We start from the raw sequence: 15,624 nt of genomic DNA, 5'->3' as shown, positions 1-15,624 counted from the left end.
TCACATCCTGAACAGGCCGAATTTGGTCGGCTCGATCGGCGCATTCGACGCCGCGGAGAGGCCGAGACCGAGCACGAGCCGCGTATCGGCCGGGTCGATCACGCCGTCGTCCCAGAGACGCGCGGTGGCGTAATACGGGTGCCCCTGACTCTCATATTGCGCGCGGATCGGCTCCCGGAACTTGTCTTCGTCTTCCTTGGACCAGCTATCGCCCTTGGCCTCGATGTTGTCACGCCGGACCTGGCTCAGCACCATCGAGGCCTGCTCGCCGCCCATCACCGAGATGCGCGCATTCGGCCACATCCAGAGGAAGCGCGGTGAGTAGGCGCGCCCGCACATGCCGTAATTGCCGGCGCCGTAGGAGCCGCCGATCACGACGGTGAATTTCGGCACCGAGGCGGTCGCGACGGCCGTCACCAGTTTCGCACCATCGCGCGCGATGCCGCCGGCCTCGTACTTCTTGCCGACCATGAAGCCGGTGATGTTTTGCAGGAACACCAGCGGAATGCCGCGCTGGCAGCACAGCTCGATGAAATGCGCGCCCTTCAGCGAGCTCTCGCTGAACAGGATGCCGTTATTGGCGATGATCCCGACCGGATAGCCCCAGACATGGGCGAAGCCGCACACCAGCGTCGTGCCATAGAGCTTCTTGAACTCGTCGAACTCCGACCCGTCGACGATGCGGGCGATGATGTCGCGCACGTCGAACGGCTTGCGACCGTCGACCGGCACGACGCCGTAGATCTCCTCGGCCGCGAACAGCGGATCGCGCGGCGGATGCATGTTGAGGTTCGGCCGTGTGGACGGCTTCAAGGTGCCGACGATGCGCCGGGCAATCCCGATCGCATGGGCGTCGTTCTGTGCGTAGTGATCGGTCACGCCAGACTGGCGCGAATGCACGTCGGCGCCGCCGAGCTCCTCCGCAGTCACCACCTCGCCGGTCGCAGCCTTCACCAGCGGCGGGCCGCCGAGGAAGATGGTGCCCTGATTGCGCACGATGATGCTCTCGTCCGACATCGCGGGGACATAGGCGCCGCCGGCGGTGCAGGAGCCCATCACGATGGCGATCTGCGGAATGCCCTGCGACGACATCTGCGCCTGGTTGTAGAAGATGCGGCCGAAATGCCGCTCGTCCGGAAAGATCTCGTCCTGGAGCGGCAGGAATGCGCCACCGGAGTCGACCATGTAGACGCAAGGAAGATTGTTCTGCCGCGCCACGTCCTGCGCGCGCAGATGCTTCTTCACGGTCATGGGGTAATAGGTGCCGCCCTTGATGGTGGCGTCGTTGGCGACGATGACGCATTCGCGCCCCGAAACGCGCCCCACCCCGGTGACGACGCTCGCCGAATGCACGTCCCCGCCATAGAGACCGTAGGCCGCAAGCGGCGACAGCTCCAGGAACGAGGTCCCGGGATCGATCAGCAGGTCGACGCGCTCGCGCGCCAGCATCTTGCCGCGCGAGGTGTGGCGGCTGCGCGAAACCTCGCCGCCGCCGCCTGCGACTTGGGCGAGCTTTTCGCGCAAATCGGCGACGAGGGTGCGCATGGATTCCGAGTTGCGCGCGAAGTCTGATGAAGACGGATCGATGCTGGAATGAAGCGGCATGTTGTTTCCAATTGGATGAAGGTTCTAAGCCGTCTCAGCCATCAGTTCGCGGCCGATCAGCATGCGGCGGACCTCCGAGGTGCCGGCGCCGATCTCATAAAGCTTGGCGTCGCGCCAGAGGCGCCCGACCGGGAATTCACTGGTATAGCCGACGCCGCCAAGCGCCTGGATCGCCTCGCCCGCCATCCACGTCGCCTTTTCCGCGGAATAGAGGATCGCAGCCGCCGCATCCTTGCGCAAGCTGCGCGCGTGGTCGGCGCGGTCGCAGGCTCGCCCGACCGCGTAGACATAGGCGCGGGTGGCCTGCCAGGTCGCGTACATATCGGCGAGCTTGCCCTGCATCAGCTGGAAATCGCCGATCGGCTGGCCGAACTGCTTTCGTTCATGCATGTAGGGCACCACCGCGTCCATGCAGGCGGCCATGATCCCGAGCGGGCCGCCCGAGAGCACCGTGCGCTCATAGTCTAGGCCGGACATCAGCACCTTGACGCCCTCGCCGACCTTGCCGAGCACGTTCTCCTCCGGCACCTCGCACTCGTCGAAGAACAACGGATAGGTATTGGAGCCGCGCATGCCGAGCTTGTCGAGATGCTGGCCGTGGGTGAAGCCCTTGAAACCCTTTTCGATCAGGAAGGCCGTCATGCCGCGCGGGCCCGCGTCCGGATCGGTCTTGGCATAGACCACGAGCACGTCGGCATCGCCGCCATTGGTGATCCACATCTTCGAGCCGTTCAGCACGTAACGGTCGCCGCGCTTGTCGGCGCGCAGTTTCATCGAGACGACGTCGGAGCCGGCGCCGGGCTCGGACATCGCGAGCGCACCGACATATTCGCCGGAGATCAGCTTCGGCAGGTAACGCTGGCGCTGCGCGTCGTTGCCGTTGCGGCGGATCTGGTTGACGCAGAGGTTGGAGTGCGCGCCGTAGGACAGGCCCACGGCGGCGGACCCGCGCGAAACCTCTTCCATGGCGACGATGTGGGCGAGATAGCCCATGTTCGAGCCGCCATATTGCTCCGGCGCGGTCATGCCGAGCAGGCCGAGGTCGCCGAGGCGCTTCCAGAGATCCGCCGGGAACAGATTGGCCTTCTCGATCTCGGCCGCGCGCGGGGCGATCTCCGCCTCCACGAAGGCGCGGAGCGTGTCGCGCAGCATGCCGATGTCTTCGCCCAGATCGAAGTCGATGCTCGGGATGTTCAAGGCGATTCCTCCGTAATTTGGCACCGAACCTAACTGCATCAGCGCCCTCTTGCGGTCGAAAAGGTTGCATTTTCCGCCAAACTTGGCGAGGATTTTCCCAGAGGATTTGCTATGCCTTTTCAAGCCGCAACGGCCATCCCGCGCCGCGCCGTGACCCCTGCCGCCTTCGTCCAAGGCGTGGTTGCCGCTTACGAACGATACGGCCGCGACCCCGCCGAGGCGCTGAGCCGAGGGCAGATAGCGCCGGACCTTGTCAATTCTCCGGACGGGCGGGTCACGGCCGCCCAGTTCGAGGCCCTGGCGGGCCACGCTATGCGCGAGCTCGACGACGAGGCGCTCGGCTGGTTCTCGCGGCGGCTGCCCTTCGGCACCTACGGCATGCTGTGCCGCGCCTCGATCACGGCGCCCAATCTCGAGGTCGCGCTCAAGCGCTGGTGCCGGCATCACCGCCTGCTCACCGAGGACGTGCTGCTCGATCTCGCGGTCGGCGAGGAGACCGCGATCGTATCGATCCGCGAGCAGCGCGACCTCGGCCGCTTGCGCGAATTCTGCCTGGTCACCCTGCTCCGCTACGTGCTCGGCTTCTCGTGCTGGGCGGTCGATTCCGCCATCGCGCTCCGAACGGCGGACTTCCCGTATGCGGAGCCCGGCCACGTCTCGCTCTATCCGACCATCTTTTGCCGAAATACCCGCTTCGATGCGGACCACGCCTGCATCGTCTTCGACAAGCATTACCTGTCGCTGCCGCTCACCCGCAGCGCCGCCGATCTGGACAACATGCTGAAGGGGGCGCTGCGGCTGACCGTGCTGCCCTACCGGCGCGACCGTCTCCTGGTCGAGCGCGTCCGCCGCGTGCTCCGCAACGCGCGCGGACGCAGTCTCGGCGCCGAGGATGTCGCGCGCGAGCTGGCGCTCTCCACCCGCACCATGCACCGGCGCCTGCGCGCGGAGGCCACCTCGCTGCGCGACCTCAAGGAAGAGGCGAAATTCGAGCTCGCCAAGCAGGAGCTGATGCGCGGACGGGCGCCGATCAAGCGCATCGCGGAGATCGCCGGGTTCCGCAACGACAAGAGCTTTTCGCGGGCCTTCCGCGCCTGGACCGGCGCGAGCCCGCGCGAGTTTCGCGCAAGGTATCGCTGAGGCGTGCCGTCGCCCGGCTGTCACAAATTGACGGCCCCCGGGATCGATCCCCGGAGGCCGCGATTTTCGAAACCGCTCTGGATGTCAGGAGTTAGTTCGAGTTGGTCTGGCCGGCCGGGCGAAGTTTGGTGCGCGACTGCGTCTGCTTCGGCTGGAAGGCGAGCGCGTCGTTGCTGGTCTTCGCTCCGCCGCTCTGCGAGCACTGGCCGCCGATGCCGCCCGCCGCCTGCCGGCAGGCTTCCATGGTCGGATAGCCGCAGCCATGCGCGGCTTGGGCGCCGTTGGTGATGCAGTAATCGTCGGCCTTTGCAGCCGGGGCCGACAGAACGAAAAACGCGGAAGCAATCAGCGTCGCGGCTGAAGCCGCGATCGTCTTCGAAGTCGATGTCATGATGTCTTTTCCTGCTTAGGGTCCCACAAAAGCATCCCCAGCGTGCGACGCAGGCCGAGGTTCACACCCTAGCATCTAGGCAGCGCGCCATGACCGGCAATCACGGGCCCGCGCATTGCAGGGCTTCCTAAATCACATGTCACAGTTAGGTGAGTTACTAAGCTTTTGTGACATTATCCGAATCGATGTGCTCGCTCTCGAAGGCCCTGCGCTTCGGAATTTTCGGTGATCGAGCCCCCGGCTTGGCAGCCCTATCCTGCAGCCGATACCGCCGCCTCCTGCAACGGCAGCGGCACGTCCTTGGCGACGCCCAGCACCGGGAAGCTGCGGACGTTTCTCACGTTCGGCATCGCCGCGAAATGCAGCAGCTGCTGGCGCATGCTCTCAACGCTGGGCGCGACGCATTTCAGCAGATAATCTGTATCGCCCGAGATCCGCCAGCACTGCTGGATGCGCGGGATCACGGCGATCGAGCTCTCGAACGCCTCCAGCACCGGCTGCGCCTGGCTGCCGAGCTGGATCGAGACGAACGACACCACCTCGTAGCCGAGCAGCCGCTCGTCGATGACGGCGCGCACCGCCCGGATCACGCCGCGGCTGAACAGCGATTTCAGCCGCCTCACGCAGTTGGGTCCGGACACGCCGACGCGCAGCGCCAGCTCGTTGTTGCGCATCCGCCCGTCCTGCTGCAGCTCGGACAATATCTTCAGATCGACGCCGTCGAGCTGGTCACGTCCCGCCATACCCCACCTCGCCATGATCGTGTCATGCGGGGCAGCGAAGCACGCGGCGGAATGGGTGCCAAGGGGTTGAACGGCAGGTGAGTCCTCGCGTCATGGCCGGGCTTGTCCCGGCCATCCACGTCTTTCACGCGGTTACGCGGACGGAGGTCAATGCGTCCAGGGCTCGCCGCGGCGGAACGAAAAATTGTCCGCATATGCCGCCGGACGGCGCACCGATTCCTGCGGCTCGATCACCTGGTAGGCGATGCCCTTGCGCTCGCAATAGGCGACCGCCTCTTCCTTGCTGTGGAAGCGCAGCGTGATCTGCTGCTTCATGTCGCCGGACGAGGTCCAGCCCATCAGCGGCTCGACCGCGCGCGGCTGCTCGGGTTCGTAATCGAGCTGCCATTCCTTGGTCTTGGACCGGCCGGATTGCATCGCGTTCTTGGCTGGCTTGAAAATGCGTGCGGTCATGGGTGGTCCGGGCCTCGTCTTTTCGTTCGATTTCGATGCGTCACGGTAGCAGTTGGTGGAAACCGCGGGCATAGTATAGAGACACCCTTCGGAACTGTTCGGTGATTCCGGTCCTCCGGGACGCCTTGCCGACGGGTATAGTCATTATGCTGCACCGTGACAATTGCGTACCCGCCTTCCGCGCCGGGATCCCGCCCGGTGGCCCTGCCTCGCCGACATCAGCCTGTCCGTCCCATTCGAAAGCCCACCTCGCATGGCCTTCCTGAACGTCAGCGCAACGCTTCCCGAGAAGGGCCGCGACCTCAGGCTCGACCTGTTTCGCGGCGTCGCCAACTGGGCGATCTTCCTCGACCACATCCCCGACAACGTCGTGAACTGGATCACGACGCGCAATTACGGCTTTTCCGATGCCGCCGATTTGTTCGTCTTCATCTCCGGCTACACCGCCTCCTTCGTCTATGCGCGGATGATGCTGGAGCGCGGCTTCATCGTCGGCGCCACAAGGCTGACCAAGCGGGTCTGGCAGCTCTACGTCGCCCACATCATCCTGTTCGTGATCTACATCGCCTCGATCAGCTATCTCGCGCTGCGCTTCGGCGATTCCGAGATGATCAACGAGTTCAACGTCGCCGGCCTCGTCGACAACGCCACCGAGACGCTGCGCCAAGGGCTGTTCCTGCGCTTCAAGCCGCTCAATCTCGACGTGCTGCCGCTCTACATCGTGCTGATGGGCCTGTTTCCACCGGTGCTGTGGTTCATGCTGCGCAAGCCGGATTTGACGATGGCGCTGTCGATCGTGCTGTGGCTCGCCGCGCGCTATTACGGCCTGAACCTGACTGCCTATCCGGCCGGCCAGTGGTATTTCAACCCGTATGCCTGGCAGGTGCTGTTCGTGTTCGGGGCCTGGTGTGCGATGGGCGGGGCACGGCGCTCGGGAGCGGTGATCAATTCGCCCGTTACGCTGTGGTTTTGTCTCGGCTATCTGTTGTTCGCGCTGGTCATGACCATGGCCGGCCGCTTCCCGGCCCTGGGCGGCATGCTCCCGGAATGGCTGTTCTCGGCCTTCAACCCCAACGACAAGACCAATCTTGCGCCCTACCGCTTCCTCCACTTCGTGGTGATCGTGATCCTGGTGATCCGCTTCGTTCCGAAGGAATGGCCGGGCCTGGAGTGGAAGGTGTTCGACCCGCTGATCGTGTGCGGCCAGCAGTCGCTCGCCGTGTTCTGCGTCGGCGTGTTCCTGTCCTTTGTCGGCCATTTCGAGCTGTCGATGAGCTCGGGCTCGCTGTTCGCGCAGATCTTCGTCAGCATCGCCGGCATCGCGATCATGACGACGGTTGCGTACTACATTTCCTGGTCGAAGAAGCAGGACAAGCCGCTGAAGCCGCCGCCGGCCAAGCCCGCAGCCAGCGCGCCGGCAAAGGCGGCCTGAGCCCGATGATGGCGATGCGGCTTCAAGCCGCTTCGCTGTCGTACTCGGTGAACTTCCTGTAGATCCAGTCGCGGCCGTCGTGGCGGCGCCAGACCTTTCCGATCACGAGCTGCCCGTTGATCGAGCGGCGCGGCACGATCACGGTCCAGAGGTGCCAGATTTCAGTCCAGCTGGATTGCGGACGGACGGTTTGGATGTTGCGATCGAAAGTCATGGCGCAGAACTCGCAGGATACGCGCGCCGCGACGAACTGTGATCCCGTGTGAGCATCAATTGCAGGCAGCCCATCGCGCGCCTTGCAGACCTGACCACAGCCCCTCATGCGGCCGCAACTATCGTCGGTCCTTAACCTAACCGGTCAACCTTACCTGTCGTGCCCAGCGGCCCCGGCCGGTTGAAAACCGGCGCCGATGTTTCTACAGTGCGTGCATAATCTGAGAACGAGCGCGCCGTTTTAGGCACGCATTTGCAATTTTGAACTGACGCGAATTTTTCAGGGAATTGACCGGCCGGGGGCGCGACCACAATGAATTTGCAATGTCTATGGCTGCGCCTGGCGTTTCGCTCGACGCCGCCTGTTCCGCGCGTCCAGACCTCCGTTCCGGAGCCGCCGAAGGCCGCCAACGACAACCAGCTGGTCTGGCCGTACCTTCCATTTCCGCTCGGCTGGTACGCGACGAACTGATTGTGCGAGCCCATCAAGCCAGTCCAGAAACGCGCAACGCCGCGCAAGCGGAGTATTATCGCTTGGCGGCGTCCGTTTAGATATTGGGCGCTGAAATCCCCAACACCCATATGTCTGTGGCGGCAGCCAAAGGTTCGATGACCCTCGCGCGATTTCGCGCGGCGAAGCATGACGTTGCGGCGATGGACGAAGACGCTGTCGGTCCGGGTCGGGGACTGGTCGGGGCAGCTGGATTCGAACCAACGACCTGCAGTACCCAAAACATACCAGCTAGTCCCTCAACCACCATCCGGCACCATCCCAGGCCTCAGTCGTGGCCTGGAAATCGCCCGCTCTTTCACCTCGTGCCATCCATCACCTGCTGTGATTGGCACCGCGGTGCTTCCCCCGTGCTTCCCGGAGGGCAAATGAGCGGTCAAACCATCACCAAAACCCTGGTCGACGGACTGGAAAAGCAAGCGTCGGAGTATACAGTTTGGGACGCCAAGCTTCCCGGGTTCGGGGTGCGCGTCCGGCCGACCGGGGCCAAGTCATTCATCATCGTTTACCGGGCCGGAACCGGCCGGACCGCGCCCGTTCGCCGGCTCACTCTGGCGGCCGTGGGCAAGATCGCCCCGGAGGCCGCTCGAACCCAAGCCAAGATACTGCTGGGAACCGTGGCCAACGGCTCCGACCCGGCCGCGGAGAAGCGCGCGAATCGCCCCAAGCGTGAGCGGCTGACATTCGATGAGCTCGCCCAACTCTACCTGGACCAATACGCGAAGGTCCGGAAATCGTCCTGGAAGAACGATGAGGGCTACCTGAAAAAGCCCCGGGCCAAATGGAAACGGCGAATCGCCGCCGAAATCACCGATGACGACGTCGCGGAGCTCCTCGAGGAGATTGGCGCGACGGCGCCGGTCGGGGCCAACCGAACCCAGTCGGTCCTGCACACTCTCTTTTCCTGGGCCAAGGAACCGGGGCGGAAACATGTGCCACTCAATCCCGTGGCAGACATGCGCCGGCGCTACCAAGAAACGCCGCGGGAACGCGTTCTCACCGACGACGAGATCAAAACGCTGTGGTGGGGCTTGGATGGGCCGGCCCTCCCCGCCGGCCGGCCGATTGCGCTCGCCCTGCGATTCATTCTGGCAACCATGGTCCGGCCAGGCCAGTCCGCCGGCCTTCTAGTCCCCGAGCTTGTCGGCTTCACCTCGGATGACCCGCAGTATCACATCCCGAAGAATCGGGTGAAGAAGCGGCGCGAAGTGATTGTCCCTATGAATGGTTTGGCGACCTCAGTTCTGCGCGATGCTATCGTTTCCGAAGACCAAGGGGCGGTCTTTTGTTCCTGGACGGTGCGGTCCGGTTCAGATGAATCGCAACCGGCGAACGGAAGGCCGGCTGATCCCCCGCCTCCCCAACTATCCCCGATCACCCGAGATGCCCTGTCTGCCGCGCTCAATGGCCGGCTGGCAAAAGGAAAGCGGCCTGCGCGCAAAGGCATTCGAGAGCATCTCGGCATGGCCCACTTCACGCCGCATGACCTCCGACGTACGGCCGCAACGATCGCGCGCCGCGGCGGGGCCAAGCGTGAGGATGTCAAAGCGCTGCTCGATCACCTCGAGGGCGATGTGACGGCGACCTACGACAAATACGACATGCTCCCCGAGAAACGAACGGTCGTCGGGATTCTTGAGGCGGAGCTCCGGAAGATTATCGGCACCAGGCCCGTTTCGCGTGCGCCGCTCCTGGGCGCTGGCGAGAATGTCGTACCGATCACCGAGGGAGGGCGGCAAACTCTTCGCCCCCGATCAGGCCATACTCTTTGCCGTCGACCGTGCTACCACATCCGACAACGTAGCCGCCAACACCTCGAATATCGATTCCCGGACCTAGCTTCGAATTGCTGTTACCCAATGGCCAAGGCGCAACAAAGTAGCGATGCTCGCCGCCCGAGGCGGTCCGGAACGTCATTGTTGAGGGGAGCTTGCCTAGATCTTGCTCGAGCTCGGCAAGTGACTGCTTCCCTGGTTTCCCATCCTTGATGTCGATATCGACCACAGCAAGAAGGCCGTTCAAGAAGGGAAGGCCGGTGCGCAGACCAACGTTGCACACGCGATAGCCGCCGGCCCAAAGCCTCTTCACACGATCGGTATCGTGGGTTGCGAGGTCCTTCCAATTGTCCTTGAAGACCGGTGTTTTCCGGTTGGGCGCTAGCGGGAATACGTCGAAACCCAGCTCGGCAAGACCGAGCGCGATGTCGAGTTTCGGCTTTAGGTTGGCAAGGGTAGTTCGTTGTTTCGTAACGCTGCTTGTGATATCCATCTCTTGGTTTCGATTTGGCCCCGTGCGACCTGGCAGTCGGCGGGGCCATTCTTTTGGCGCCCGCGGGGGACGTGGCTATTTGGCCCTCATATCTGGTGTCTAGGAATGCTTGGCCGGTGAAGACGCGTAGGCGCGCCGTGACTTAGGCCGCTTCAGTTTCCGAAGTCGATTTACGCCGGCGGCTCCACATCCAGGCATCAAGGTCGGTCACGTCGTAAAGCACGCGGCTAGGAATAGGCGTGATGTAGGGGGGACCGCCACCTCGCACGCGCAAGCGCTCGAGCGTGGCAGTCGAAAGTCGAACGTGCTTGGCGGCTTCTTTCGTGTCGAGAAATTGCTGCATTGATCCCTTCTCCATTTGCGGGGCGCCGTCATCAGAAGGAAGCCCGCGCCCACCACTTGGATCAGATGCTAGCAACGACCATCAGAAGCCGTCTCCCCTTGCATTTGTGGGTTTGTCGATTTTAGCGATTCACAAACCCACAATTCTTCGTTCTTCCGGAGGCATGGGCAACAGCCTGTGGACGTCCTCGTGAGCGATCCGCCCTCGACCGCGCGATTCCCCTAGTCGAGCTCGATCAACCAACCAACATCGAACGCGCCATGTCGTACCTAGCCGGCGGTGCGCCGGCGCATGGCACATACGTCGTAGCCTGCTCCGTCCGCGGCCTCGGCATCAGCGAAGAGACGTGCCTAGAATTGATCGTCGAGCATTGGCCGGGCGCCGAAGGCAAGAGCCAGGACCACATCGAGATGCGGGTTCGAAACGCCTACACCTACGCCCAGGATCCTCCCGGCATCGCATGCGCCGAGGTGGAGTTCGAGCCTGTCGAAGTGGACGAACGACCGAAGCTGGCCGGCGAATGGGATGGACCGGTTGACCTCTGGAAACAGGAGAAGCCGCCAGAAGACATGCTTGACGGCATCGTTCCTCCCTTTCTGAACGCGTTCGGAAGGGACCGGGCCCGGTCGCTTGGCGTGAACCAAGACGCGATCACCGCCGCGGCTGTAGCTGTCGTAGGTTCGCTCATTCCGGCAACCAATCGGCTGCAAATGTACCAAAACCGGAGCTCCTGGTCGGTGCTCTGCGTTCTGTGGACCGCGCTCGTCGGGGACCCAGGTTCAGCCAAATCGGCCGCGGTGAAGGCTGCGCTCGCTTTTGCCAAACCGGTCAACAAACGCTGGTCGGCAGCGTTCGCGAAGGAATTGTCCGAGTTCGATCGGGCGGAACTGGCGTTTTCGACACAAAAGCCGGGGAAGAAAAAGACCGAAGAACCCGCCCAGGAGGATATGCATCCGGCGGACGTGATCGTTAAGACGCCTCGCGTTTGGCTGTTCAACAGGTGGCCGGCCTCTACATCGATAATCGGCGCCGCGTTGAAACCAAGATGTCGGCCGATCAAGTCTCGACCATCGTAGAAGAAAAGCTTCTGTCGTACACCAATGCCTACGTATCGAAATTCGAGCCGGTGTCCCAGGAGTGCACTAATGGAAACTGCAAAGTTGTCGCACGGATTACGGTGAACGTCGCCCCGCTGGTCCAGACACTGCGCGCAAGCGCGGTGCCTACGGTCGAGTTCGACAGCAACTCTGCCGAAGCAGCGGCGACTACATTGGGTGCCGAGCGGGCGGCAGCGTTTGAAACTTACAAGGACCTGATCGCCCGAATAGACGCTTTAGTAACGATCGGTGTTGGAAAGGCGGAGGTTAATGCGAATCTGCCGTCGGCATCTGACTCCGTTTGGCTAACCGTGCCGATCACATTCTTTGCCAGCGGCGCCGCGAACAAGGAATGGACTGAGAAAATCAAGCTAATCGCGGACAAGCGGGAACAGGTCTCGTTAGAGGTGACCAAAATACCTAGCGAGCCTCGCTGCAGCCTGCAGACAATTTCGCCGGCGTCGCTACCGTTCAGAAAAGATTCGAACACCGCCTTATCAATACCGGCCGTCTGCTTCGTCACAGGGGTGAAGAGATCGAGCCCCGAGGATTTCGCCGGCCCTGGTCGCGCCTATCAGCCACGTTCGGGCCGTTACGGAACTTTCGCTTCGGCTGAGTGCTTCGGACGCACGTTTGTTCGAGAAGAAGGGGCAGCCGTTAGCCTGGGCAAGCGCGCCTCAAACATCCTTCTGGTCGTCGAGTTTGTCGACACCGACGGGAAGGTGATCCACACGGTTAACAGCGAGATGGGAAATTTTCCGGAGCTTCCAATCTGGGAGTCGATCCATCGCCCCCAAGACCGTCAGACAAGTTCCCTGGACTATTGCGCATCGGGCAGCAACGACGCGGGCTTGTCCCTTTGCTCTTCCGCCCGCACTCGAAAAACCGCGTTCGGTAGCGAGCTGCTGGCATCTTTCCAGCTTTTGAGGGTTGCGAGGCGCGCCCTGCTGAGCCTGTACAGCGCCGCCGACCAGGACGAGGGAAGCAAATAAGATCGGCCTAATCATCCGGCACTCCCTACCTGCAATGCGGGGCAGAGGACTCTTTGATCGCTCCTGGATTGTAGCATGGTGAACCGGCGGGCTTTGTGGTTTTTTCTCAAAGCGAACTGAACTTTCACACTCAACGCCCATACTCAAGAGTATCCGGGATTTTTTGCTAATCCCAATCTCGGGGCTGGACTGAACAAACGCCGCCGGGACAAGTTATTGCGTGCCCGGCGGCCTAATTTTGGCTTGTCGGCTCAGGCGAGCACCTCCCAGCGTGAAAGCGATTTTTCCCCACCTACGACAGACGTAGCTCGCGCGCCTTCCGAGCTACTAGGAATCGACAATTTGCGAGGCACTTGCGATGTCGCTTTGATGCGGCATGCACTCTCGCCGTCGATACACGAAATGGGCCCGGCCACTATCCGTCCCGCAGCCCCGCGGAATGGCTGCTCGATGGCCATGTGACCTGCAGCATCCAATGCCTGAACGGGCGTTGCGATTGCAGGGTCGACGTGCGGCTCGACACCCTTCCGCAGGATCAGCCGTGGTCCGCATCGGCTTGCGCCTGGTCTGCTCAGCATGCGGCGCCGCAGGATCTCTGCATATCGTCCCGAACTGGCATGACAGGCCTGGGGAAGTCAGGCCAAGCATGGGGTCGAGGTTTTGTTCCAGCCATGAAGCTCGTCACCGAACGCCGTTTCGCCGATCCGGAAGCTGCCGCGCGGCAGCTCGTTAAGCTGGCTTGGAGCATCGAGCCGGTACAGGACGGCCGAATCCACATCGAGAAGATCAACTATCCCTTCCTCTACACGCTGAAGGGAAGCGGCGCAGAGTTCGGCGCCGGGATCAAGTATGCAGTCGAGCGCGGCTGGCTCGAGCTGCACGAAATCAGGACCTATGTGCGGCTGCTGACGCCTGGCGAGGATCTGCTGACGCTCCGTTAGGAACCGAACCCTGATCATCCGATTTGCTGTCTCGCTAGCTTGCCCAAGCTGGCGGACCGGCCCCGGCATACCCCAAAAGCCACCCTGCAGCCGGAGCCGTCTCTCCCCAGAGACAGACAAACTTAGTGCACCCGTCCGCTCGCAACCTCGCTTGTGTTTGGCCCTACCGCACCGCCTTCTCGCGAGCGGCGTTCAGGCCCGACTTCGCTGCTGCTACGCCCTCGCCATTCAGCTCTCGGCTTGGAGGCGGCTCGCCCAGATTCCGCGCCCAGGCGGCGCCAGCTTGAGGAGACGATTGCGATCCGATCCGCTCCGAAGTGGTGCAGGACGCCAGGAATGTGCCAGCGATAGCGAGGCTACCAGCTAGAGTCATCGGTTTCGTAAGCCTGCGCATACCGGGATCTCCCTGAACGGCTTACTGGTGTCGGCTCTCCAGCCGCTTTGCCTCATCGTTGTAGTTCTTGCAATCTCTTCAAGCGCCTCGCGACCAAGACCGGGAAGAGAGAGCTTGGCCTGCTCGAGGCACAGCCGCTCCATCGAGCGGAAATGCTCGCTAACCTTACGCGCACTCATTGGAAAATGCCCTAACTAACGGGTTCCACTATTGCTGGAACAAGCCTTGAGGCAACTGCCGCTATTTCCACCGGAGAGTGTTGCCAAATCGGCCCCGTGCTTTAGGAGGTCCGCACCTGAATCCGCAGCACGGGACCGAGCGTCGGCGCTGCCGCCGACTGCGGGCCCATCGTGCATGCGCATCCGTGGGACGCAATGAAACAAACTAAGTAGGGGCGGCTTGGCTGCTAGCCGGCCCGCGAGAGTCTCCGGGACCCTTCGGCTCTAACCAGAGCGCCGAGCCGATCCAATTGCCCCGCGACACCCGCAAAGCTCTTGGCGATATTTCTCAACAAAGAAGCTCGATCTTCGGAGGTTTTGGGGGCGGAGGAAAGTGCCTTGAACTGCTTGCTCAAATTCCTGCATTGGGCGGCCGTAATCATGTGGGCTCCAATCACCGCAATCTGCAATAGATGATTGTAACCAGACAACCCGTCGTAAACAATAACTTAGGTTAGGCTGATTGTCCCATAGGCCAAGGGCTAAAGAAAGCCCGCCGACCTTGTGAGCCGGCGGGAGTTTTGACTGACATATTGGCGATCGGCGGGCACCGATCACGAGGCTTGGGTTAGCCGAGTCGGCGGCTCAGCGCGAACCAGCTGACCCGTTTTCAGCGCCTCAGCCGCCGGCGATGCGTCATCAGCCGATCGCGGTCGCACTTGCGATGCAAACGGCGACGGCATACGCTTAAGTTCGGGGCCGGCCATGTTCGGCCCCACGATGGGTCCGTTCGAAGGCTGCAAGCTTATTCCGGCCGAACGCTCAAGTGAGAACACGTCGTCACGAGCAGCAAGGTTCGGCTGCATTGCCAATCTTGTCCCAAAGTCGGCTCAAACACTCCGCGAGGAGTGCCGATAGCCATAGTAGCACCGGCCACTAGAACAACGGCTGTCAGTGCGATGAATCGAGAGGTCGTCCAATTAACGTTCATGGCGCTTCCTCCGGTTGAAGCGCGCACGCTATGCTGGGCGATGCCTGCCGCTTGTGAACTAATTCACACAAAGCGCATCACACCCCCGTGCAGGAGGCCTGAGAGGGTGACCCGGCCGAACGCGCCAAGTCTTGCAACCCCGCAAAAAGTCGGCCCCGGAGGATGAGTCCTGAGGCCGGAAGTTCTACGCGTTCGCTCCGAGATTCTGCCCGGAGCTGGAGACGAACACCGCCGATTGCCGCTTGTTCCCGACTTGAAAATACCAGGCACGCCTGTCTTTTCGCACATGCGCATGGCGTACGAGCTCTGCGACCGACGGCAAGCCCGTCCCATCGGGACCGCACTGGCTCGATGAAGTAAAGCTCCGGGGCTATCGGATGCTCGTCATTCGGCAAAATGATCGCGTGCGGCTGCTGGCCGTGCGGTGGTACGCTCAGTCGTCCCAAAGGCGCTTTCGTCGCATGCGTTGCGCAGTTCTCCCGGGCTGATCGTCCAACTCACTCCGCGAAGAAATTCCGACTCCAAATAGGGAAGACCGTTCGGGTCCCTCCCCCTTCCGGCTCTCGTGATGCTGCGCTGCGCTCAAGCAAGAGGCCAAGATACCCGCTGGGATCTACCCCTATGTTCGAACATCCGCATCAATGGGTATTGCGAGGCCCGCTTACCGGTACCCCTGCTTGCGGCGCGGCAATCAGGATGGAAGTGCAGCGTCAATCAGGATGAGAGAGCTTCGCGGGGCTCGTGACGCAGGGAGG

The 15,624-nt window shown here is 62.3% G+C and carries 14 protein-coding genes and 1 pseudogene; 7 read left to right on the top strand and 8 right to left on the bottom strand.

Going from position 1 to position 15,624, the window contains the following annotated elements; all coding sequences use genetic code 11:
* Both QSV46_RS28910 and QSV46_RS28905 read right to left on the bottom strand, forming a co-directional pair.
* On the bottom strand, positions 1-1,605 hold the full coding sequence (locus QSV46_RS28910) for a carboxyl transferase domain-containing protein (protein ID WP_314959561.1): 1,605 nt from the start codon (positions 1,603-1,605) through the stop codon (positions 1-3).
* A 24-nt stretch (positions 1,606-1,629) separates the two neighbouring features.
* The gene (locus tag QSV46_RS28905; protein WP_409997218.1) at positions 1,630-2,802 is read right to left on the bottom strand and encodes an isovaleryl-CoA dehydrogenase; all 1,173 of its coding nucleotides are present in this window, start codon (positions 2,800-2,802) and stop codon (positions 1,630-1,632) included.
* Positions 2,803-2,913: 111 nt separating this feature from the next.
* Between QSV46_RS28905 and QSV46_RS28900 the strand changes: the two genes are divergently transcribed.
* Positions 2,914-3,942, top strand: a complete 1,029-nt coding sequence (locus QSV46_RS28900; RefSeq protein WP_314959558.1) for an AraC family transcriptional regulator — start codon at positions 2,914-2,916, stop codon at positions 3,940-3,942.
* A gap of 91 nt (positions 3,943-4,033) precedes the next feature.
* Here QSV46_RS28900 and QSV46_RS28895 read toward each other — a convergent pair whose 3' ends face one another.
* The 3 genes from QSV46_RS28895 to QSV46_RS28885 all read right to left on the bottom strand — a co-directional run bounded on the left by QSV46_RS28895 (position 4,034) and on the right by QSV46_RS28885 (position 5,529).
* Positions 4,034-4,333 (bottom strand): DUF3551 domain-containing protein, encoded by a 300-nt coding sequence (locus QSV46_RS28895; protein WP_314959555.1) that lies wholly within the window; start codon positions 4,331-4,333, stop codon positions 4,034-4,036.
* Between the two features lie 251 nt (positions 4,334-4,584).
* Positions 4,585-5,076, bottom strand: a complete 492-nt coding sequence (locus QSV46_RS28890; protein ID WP_314959951.1) for an Lrp/AsnC family transcriptional regulator — start codon at positions 5,074-5,076, stop codon at positions 4,585-4,587.
* Between the two features lie 147 nt (positions 5,077-5,223).
* Positions 5,224-5,529, bottom strand: a complete 306-nt coding sequence (locus QSV46_RS28885) for an ETC complex I subunit (RefSeq protein ID WP_314959552.1) — start codon at positions 5,527-5,529, stop codon at positions 5,224-5,226.
* A gap of 253 nt (positions 5,530-5,782) precedes the next feature.
* Here QSV46_RS28885 and QSV46_RS28880 point away from each other — a divergent pair, with 253 nt between their 5' ends.
* Entirely contained in the window at positions 5,783-6,961 is a 1,179-nt protein-coding gene (locus tag QSV46_RS28880; protein ID WP_314959548.1) for an OpgC domain-containing protein, read from the top strand.
* 22 nt (positions 6,962-6,983) lie between these two features.
* On the opposite strand, the gene QSV46_RS28875 is transcribed toward QSV46_RS28880, so the two are convergent.
* A complete protein-coding gene (locus tag QSV46_RS28875; protein ID WP_314959546.1) occupies positions 6,984-7,175 on the bottom strand; it encodes a hypothetical protein in 192 nt (63 codons plus the stop codon).
* A gap of 312 nt (positions 7,176-7,487) precedes the next feature.
* On the opposite strand from QSV46_RS28875, the gene QSV46_RS28870 reads away from it, so the two are divergent.
* Positions 7,488-7,646: a hypothetical protein gene (locus QSV46_RS28870; RefSeq protein WP_314959545.1), complete on the top strand. Its 159-nt coding sequence runs from the start codon at positions 7,488-7,490 to the stop codon at positions 7,644-7,646.
* Positions 7,647-7,756: 110 nt separating this feature from the next.
* A pseudogene (locus QSV46_RS28865) lies at positions 7,757-9,265 on the top strand (tyrosine-type recombinase/integrase); the annotation flags it as partial.
* 139 nt (positions 9,266-9,404) lie between these two features.
* Here the strand turns inward: QSV46_RS28865 and QSV46_RS41460 are convergent.
* Together QSV46_RS41460 and QSV46_RS28860 are read right to left on the bottom strand one after the other, a co-directional pair.
* Positions 9,405-9,953 (bottom strand): bifunctional DNA primase/polymerase, encoded by a 549-nt coding sequence (locus QSV46_RS41460; RefSeq protein ID WP_409997217.1) that lies wholly within the window; start codon positions 9,951-9,953, stop codon positions 9,405-9,407.
* Positions 9,954-10,095: 142 nt separating this feature from the next.
* Complete coding sequence (locus tag QSV46_RS28860; RefSeq protein ID WP_314959542.1) at positions 10,096-10,296, bottom strand: helix-turn-helix domain-containing protein; 201 nt, start codon at positions 10,294-10,296, stop codon at positions 10,096-10,098.
* Between the two features lie 260 nt (positions 10,297-10,556).
* On the opposite strand from QSV46_RS28860, the gene QSV46_RS28855 reads away from it, so the two are divergent.
* The 3 genes from QSV46_RS28855 to QSV46_RS28845 all read left to right on the top strand — a co-directional run bounded on the left by QSV46_RS28855 (position 10,557) and on the right by QSV46_RS28845 (position 13,326).
* Positions 10,557-11,372 carry a DUF3987 domain-containing protein gene (locus tag QSV46_RS28855; protein ID WP_314959539.1) on the top strand — a complete coding sequence of 272 codons (816 nt, stop codon included), beginning with the start codon at positions 10,557-10,559 and terminating at the stop codon, positions 11,370-11,372.
* Positions 11,342-12,385, top strand: a complete 1,044-nt coding sequence (locus QSV46_RS28850) for a hypothetical protein (protein ID WP_314959537.1) — start codon at positions 11,342-11,344, stop codon at positions 12,383-12,385. Before QSV46_RS28855 ends, QSV46_RS28850 begins: the two co-directional genes overlap by 31 nt.
* A 671-nt stretch (positions 12,386-13,056) precedes the next feature.
* On the top strand, positions 13,057-13,326 hold the full coding sequence (locus QSV46_RS28845) for a hypothetical protein (RefSeq protein WP_314959535.1): 270 nt from the start codon (positions 13,057-13,059) through the stop codon (positions 13,324-13,326).
* Positions 13,327-15,624 lie beyond the last annotated feature (2,298 nt).

Source organism: Bradyrhizobium cosmicum, from assembly GCF_032290525.1.
GTDB lineage: Bacteria > Pseudomonadota > Alphaproteobacteria > Rhizobiales > Xanthobacteraceae > Bradyrhizobium > Bradyrhizobium cosmicum_A.
The sequence above is the reverse complement of the archived record's forward strand: the minus strand, read 5'-3'. Positions and strand labels throughout refer to the sequence as shown.